Below are 5,724 nucleotides of genomic sequence, written 5' to 3' on the forward strand. Positions count from 1 at the left end.
CCCCGCCGCCGCGGCAGGCCACCCAAGGCCAGGCACGCCGACCTCAGTCCCAACACATGAGGACCAGCCGATCTGGGGAATTTTCAGCCAGCGCTTCTGAGGAAATCCACCTCAGCATTGACAACCGACGAACCCGTTGCCCTTCCGGCGGACCTCGGTGCCGCGCTCCTGGCCACGCTGCCCGCGCCGCCTCCGTCGACCTCACTCCCGTCGCGCACCGCTCTGGCAAGGGAGCGGGCCCTCTCCGCCCTGGGCCGCGCCATGTTCCTGCGTGGCGAGCTGGCCTCCAACAATCTCGAGACCTTCGGTCCGCTCATCCGCGAGGCGCTGCGGCGGGCGGGCATCCCGCTCGAGAAGGGCGAGGAGCCGGCGATCCTGGAAGCGGGCACGCAGGGCGCCATCGCGGGCCTGCGCGAGGCCGCCGCACAGGAGCGGGGCTCCCGACACGCGCCGGCGGGAGCCCCGGCAACCCTCCCCTCCGCTCATGGCGAGGTGGCATCCCCTGCCCCGTCCCTGTCGCCCGTGCCAGCAGCAGCAGCAGCAGCAGCAGCAGCAGCAGCAGCAGCAGCAGCAGCAGCAGCAGCAGGGCCGTGCGGGCCGCCCGCCTCCAACGCGCAAGCCCCACTGTCCCCGGACACGCCGCTCAGCGTCGCCTTTATCGCGTTCCGGAAGGCCAAGCGCGTGGACCGGGCGTGGCAGGCCAGTGCGGAGCGGGATGCCGAGACCACGATCCGGCTCTTTACCGAGTTCTTCGGCGACGTGCCCCTCCGTGGCCTCACGCGCGAGCTTGTCCGCGAGTTCCGCGGCAACCTCCATGAGATCTGCTCGGACTGGGGCCAGGCGGCCGAGTACGCGGATCCCGACGACCCGCATGGCAACCGGCGGGTGAGCGCCCTGGAGGCGCTGCGGATCTCACGCGCCCGGCCAGCGACCGTGAAGCGCCTCTCGACCAAGACCATCAACAAGAACACGAGCACGCTGAGCGGACTGTGGCGGTGGGCGCAGAGCGACGCCGGCTGTGAGGGCCTTCCGCACCCGACCCAGGGCATGCAGAAGAAGGCCAAGGGCGCCGCCCAGCGCCAGGCGGCGAAGGATGCGCGCGAGGCGTTCCGCGTCTCAGAGGTCCAGCAGTTGCTCACCTCGGAGATGTGGCGGGGGTGGTCACCGCTCGGTGGCTCTGACCGCTCCTGCCTGCGGCCTGCCGGCCAGGCCTCCCGGTACTTCGGCGTCCTCTTCGGCGCCTACATGGGCATGCGTGAGCGCGAGATCGTCCAGCTCCGCCGGGGCGACGTCGAGGTGCTTGGCGACGACCTCGTCCTGCTCCACATCCGCCCGCTCGCCGGGGCCGACTACGCGGCCGAGCTCGGGATCGGCCGCCACCGCCAGGCCGAGACCGAGAACGTCCTCAAGACCCGTGCGGCGGACCGGGTCGTGCCCCTGCACCCGGTCGTGCTGCGGCTCGGCTTCCTCCAGTACCTTCAGCTCAGGGGTGGGCCGGACTCCGACTTCCTCTTCGATGACGTTGCCTCGCCGGAGAAGGGCGCACGCAACCTCTCGCGGTCCTTCCTGGCCCTCCGCCGGGCGCTAGGCATCACACGGCCAGGCCTCGACTTCCACTCCCTGCGTCACTCGGCAAGGACCATGCTGAACGGATTGCGCGTGAGCCGGGACGACCTCGACCTGATCTTTGGCCACGAGAACACCTCCGACATGTGCGCGAGGTGTACCAGAAGGGGAACTGGCACCGTCCCCTATCGGAGGCACTGGCGCGGTTGGTGTGGGGAATTGCCGAGCTCGGTGAGGATCCGCGCGCGCTGGACCAGATGCGGCAGGATGGCTTCGTTCTGTGCCGGTGACGGGGATGCTGGTCGTCGCGCTTCTAGGGGCGTGGGCAGCGCGGCCCGGCGCGCCCCAGGGGCACGCATGCTGATCACATGCACGCCGGCGCTTCGCTTGAGAGAAAGCCGTATCCGTTCCTTCTGGTCTCGCCGTGAGCAGAACGTCTGCCCCCGGCCGACCTGGTTCTTCCGCGATGCGCCCATCCCGGTCATTGACCGTCGAGCGGTCCTTTCCCGAAACCGGACATGCGATCCGCACTTGGAGGATTGCGGGAGCGTAGCGTCGTTCAGGCCTCCGGATCGTGTCAGCCTCTGATGAGCCCCCGGATCCGGCTGGCTAGCGTATCCATCGCGAATGGCTTTGTCAGCATGTGCATGCCCGGCTCCAGATGGCCGTGGTTGATGACGGCGTTCTCCGCATAGCCGGTAATGAACAGCACCTTCAGACCAGGCCGCACCGCCCTTCCCGCCTCCGCCAGCTGACGGCCGTTCATGCCGCCGGGCAGGCCAACATCGGTGACCAGGAGGTGGATTCGTGCGTTGGACTGCAACACTTTCAGTGCGGCTGGACCGGCTGCGGCCTCAATCGCTGTGTAGCCCAGCTCCTCCAGCACCTCGGTGACCAGCATCCGCACGGTCGGCTCGTCATCGACCACCAGTACGGTCTCACCCTGCTCGGCCCGTGGCGCTTCGGTCCGCCTCGCGATTTCCGTGACTTCCGCGGCCTCCGCGGCGCCGAGGTGCCGGGGCAGGTAAAGGCACATGGTCGTGCCCTGGCCCAGTTCGGAATAGATGCGGACCTGCCCGCTCGACTGGCGAACAAACCCGTAAATCGTAGAGAGGCCCAGTCCTGTGCCCTGGCCGATGGGCTTGGTTGTGAAGAAAGGGTCGAAGGCACGCTCGATCACCTCGGGCGGCATGCCAGAACCAGTATCACTCACGCAGAGCGAGGCGTATTGGCCGGCAGGCAGGTCACGGTCCTGCGCAGCGCGCTCGTCAAGCCAGCGGTTGCCCGTCTCGATCGTCAGCTTTCCGCCATTGGGCATCGCGTCTCTGGCATTGATGCACAAGTTCAGCAGCGCGTTCTCAAACTGGTTTGTGTCTACCAGGGTGGTCCAGAGCCCGCCTGCCGCCACCACCTCAACTACCACGTTCGGTCCCATGGTGCGGCGGATCAGATCCTCCATGCCCGCGACCAGCCGGTTGATATCCGTGGGTCTGGGATGGAGCGCCTGCCGCCGCGAGAAGGCGAGGAGCCGGTGTGTCAGCGTTGCCGCCCGCTTAGACGCGCCTTGGGCCGCGATGATGTAGCGCTCCAGCTCGCCAATCCTCCCTTGCGCCACCCGCGTCCGCAACAGCTCAAGGCTACCGGTGATCCCGGCCAGCAGGTTGTTGAAGTCGTGCGCGATGCCGCCCGTGAGCTGGCCCACGGCCTCCATCTTCTGGGCTTGGCGCAGTGCCTCTTCGGCCTTCATCCGGTCCTGGACGGCCTCCTCAATCCGCGCCTCCAGCGTGAGGTTAAGTTCGTGCAGTTCCGCGTTGGCCTTTTCGGCGGCCCTGCGCGCCTCCAGGAGCTCCCGCTCGTACCGCCGGCGGTCGGAGGCGTTGAAAACCGTTACTCGGGTGAACCGCACCCTTCCGTCGCCATCGCGACGCTCGACCGCATTGACCAGCATAGGCAGGGGTGAGCCGCTGGCGCTGACGAGGTCGAGCGCAACCTCGTTGAAGAAGCCCTGCATGCGTAGTAGGGGCGCGAAGTGGGTTTCGTAGTAGATCTTCCCGGCAATGTTTAGAAGATCCTGAAAGCGGCGCCCGACTAGCTGGTCACGCCTATAGCCCGTCCACACCATGAAGGTCTGATTGGCTTTTGTGATACGTCCCGCAGGGTCAGCAGAGAGGTAGCCACAGGGTGCGTTCTCGAAGAGGTCCTCAAGGTCCTCTACGTCCTGTGGCGCGGAGCTGGAAGTTCCTTCGCTCAAGCTGCGTGGCTTAGAAATGCTTTGATGGCAGTGATGGTCTCCTCGGGGGCGCTCAGGTTCGGGCAGTGCCCAGTGGCCCTGAGGAGCACGAACTCGCTGCCAGGAATCGCGCGGTGCACGTATTCTCCGACGCACGGTGGAGCGATCACGTCTTCTGAGCACTGGAGAATAAGCGAGCGGGCCCTGACCCCGGCCAGATCAGCGCGGTTGTCGGAGAGGAAGGTGGTCCGGGCGAAGCGCTTGGCGATCTCGGGATCAGTGCGGCAGAAGCTGTTCGTCAGCTCCTCGCCCAACTCGGGGCGGTCCGGATTGCCCATGATGACCGGCGCCATGGCCCGGGACCATCCCATATGGTTGCTGTCCAGGAACTCCAACAGCTCGTGGATCTGCCCCTCGCTAAACCCGCCCACATAGTCGTCATCATCGATATATCGGGGAGAGGGTCCGACCAGGACGAGCGTGTCGAAGAGGTCGCGAGCTTTCTTTGCGGCCAGCACTCCGATCATGGCACTCACAGAGTGACCCACGAAAGTGCCACCCTGGATCTCCGGTTCTCGGCAGAGCTCGATCACATCGTCCGCATATCCATCCAACGAAGAATACTTTTCAGGACTGTATGCCGAGAGATCGGACCCGCCTGCGCCCATATGGTCGAACAGCACGATCCGGTAGCAATCGGCGAATGCTGGTGCGACGAAGCGCCACATGTTCTGGTCACAACCGAAGCCGTGGGCGAAGATCAATGCTTTTGAGCCGGAGCCGCTCACGTTCACGTTATGCTGCCGCGAAACAGACAACGTCCATTCTCCTACCGCTTACCCGCTAGGTGGCTATCTACAGAAGGTCATAGTGGGGCAAAAGGCGTCTTAGGTGGACGGCCGTACTAGCCGCGCGGAGCATCCGAATTTGAGTGGTGAAGTCGGACCTGCCCACTGGAGCGGCTCCCGAGCCTGACGCGGCCTCCTGCCGCAGACAGCCTCCGCTCGCCGAGGGACCCTCTGGGTCTTGATACGGTCCGAAAGAATGAGAGCGATTCAGGATCGGGCGTGAACCGCCGGACGGTGGTAAGGTCTCGGGACGTCAGCTTTCCAGCGCTCGCCCTCGTAAAGCACCATCCCGCTTCCGGCCAGGATGCTCGTTCCCGGAGCGGAGCTTGGCCCAACCCATGGCCATGCTGCCCGCCGCGACAAGCACGTCTCTGTAGAACGTTTTAGGAACGTCGGCTAACCTTCCCGCCTAGCCAGGGAGCGAATCGGCGTGCTGACTCTCTACCCTTCCCCTCCTTCCCGCGTCACGCATGAGGCCGGCCGTGCGGAACTCATGCTGATCTGGGAGAGCCTTGATCCGCCAGGGCGGAAGGTCCTGATCGCCCAGGCGCGCGCTGACGCAGAGGTCACCGGGCCCATGCCTGCCGTGGGAGCCCGGGAACCCGCTGCCATGGAGGGCAGCCATGGCGCATGAACGGCCCTACGCCCCCAAAGCCTGCGAGACCTGGCCCGCCCACCTGCTGCAGGCGGTCGGGGAGGCCTTCCGCCAGGCATCGGCCGAGGGACTGGGCAGCGAGGCCCGGCTTGAACGCACAGAGGCGGCCTATGTAGCGGCCGGCGGGGCACCGGACAGCGCGGGCGACCAGGTGCTCGACACGGTGGCCTCGCTCGCCGAGCCTACCGAGAGCGGCGACCAACTCGAGCTCTTCGAGTGGAAGCTGCTGTAACCACGCCCTCCGACATGCCTGGCGACCTCCCCGCCGGCCAGGGCTGCCGTTTTGCTTTCTCGAATGACGTTGTTGCCGCCGGAGTGAATCTGACCCGGTCGCCGGTTGGAATCTGACCCAGGTCTAGGGTGCCCCGTCGTGGTGATGGGGGGCCGGATGGTCGGAGAGGAACTGGCGTTGGAGATCCGGGTGT

General features: G+C 66.2%; 4 protein-coding genes. 2 read left to right on the forward strand and 2 right to left on the reverse strand.

The window, feature by feature from the left end; genetic code table 11:
• Positions 1-117: 117 nt before the first annotated feature.
• Positions 118-2,154 carry a tyrosine-type recombinase/integrase gene (locus J8J14_RS24260; RefSeq protein WP_209382107.1) on the forward strand — a complete coding sequence of 679 codons (2,037 nt, stop codon included), beginning with the start codon at positions 118-120 and terminating at the stop codon, positions 2,152-2,154.
• Here the strand turns inward: J8J14_RS24260 and J8J14_RS24265 are convergent.
• Positions 2,144-3,817 carry an ATP-binding protein gene (locus J8J14_RS24265; protein ID WP_209382108.1) on the reverse strand — a complete coding sequence of 558 codons (1,674 nt, stop codon included), beginning with the start codon at positions 3,815-3,817 and terminating at the stop codon, positions 2,144-2,146. The two genes, J8J14_RS24260 and J8J14_RS24265, sit on opposite strands and share 11 nt — an antisense overlap.
• Complete coding sequence (locus tag J8J14_RS24270; protein WP_209382109.1) at positions 3,814-4,584, reverse strand: alpha/beta fold hydrolase; 771 nt, start codon at positions 4,582-4,584, stop codon at positions 3,814-3,816. The genes J8J14_RS24265 and J8J14_RS24270 overlap by 4 nt, the downstream gene beginning before the upstream one ends.
• 683 nt (positions 4,585-5,267) lie before the next feature.
• On the opposite strand from J8J14_RS24270, the gene J8J14_RS24275 reads away from it, so the two are divergent.
• On the forward strand, positions 5,268-5,531 hold the full coding sequence (locus J8J14_RS24275; protein WP_209382110.1) for a hypothetical protein: 264 nt from the start codon (positions 5,268-5,270) through the stop codon (positions 5,529-5,531).
• Positions 5,532-5,724: the final 193 nt, after the last annotated feature.

Origin of the sequence: Pararoseomonas baculiformis, assembly GCF_017813395.1 — a bacterium.
Lineage (GTDB): Bacteria > Pseudomonadota > Alphaproteobacteria > Acetobacterales > Acetobacteraceae > Roseomonas > Roseomonas baculiformis.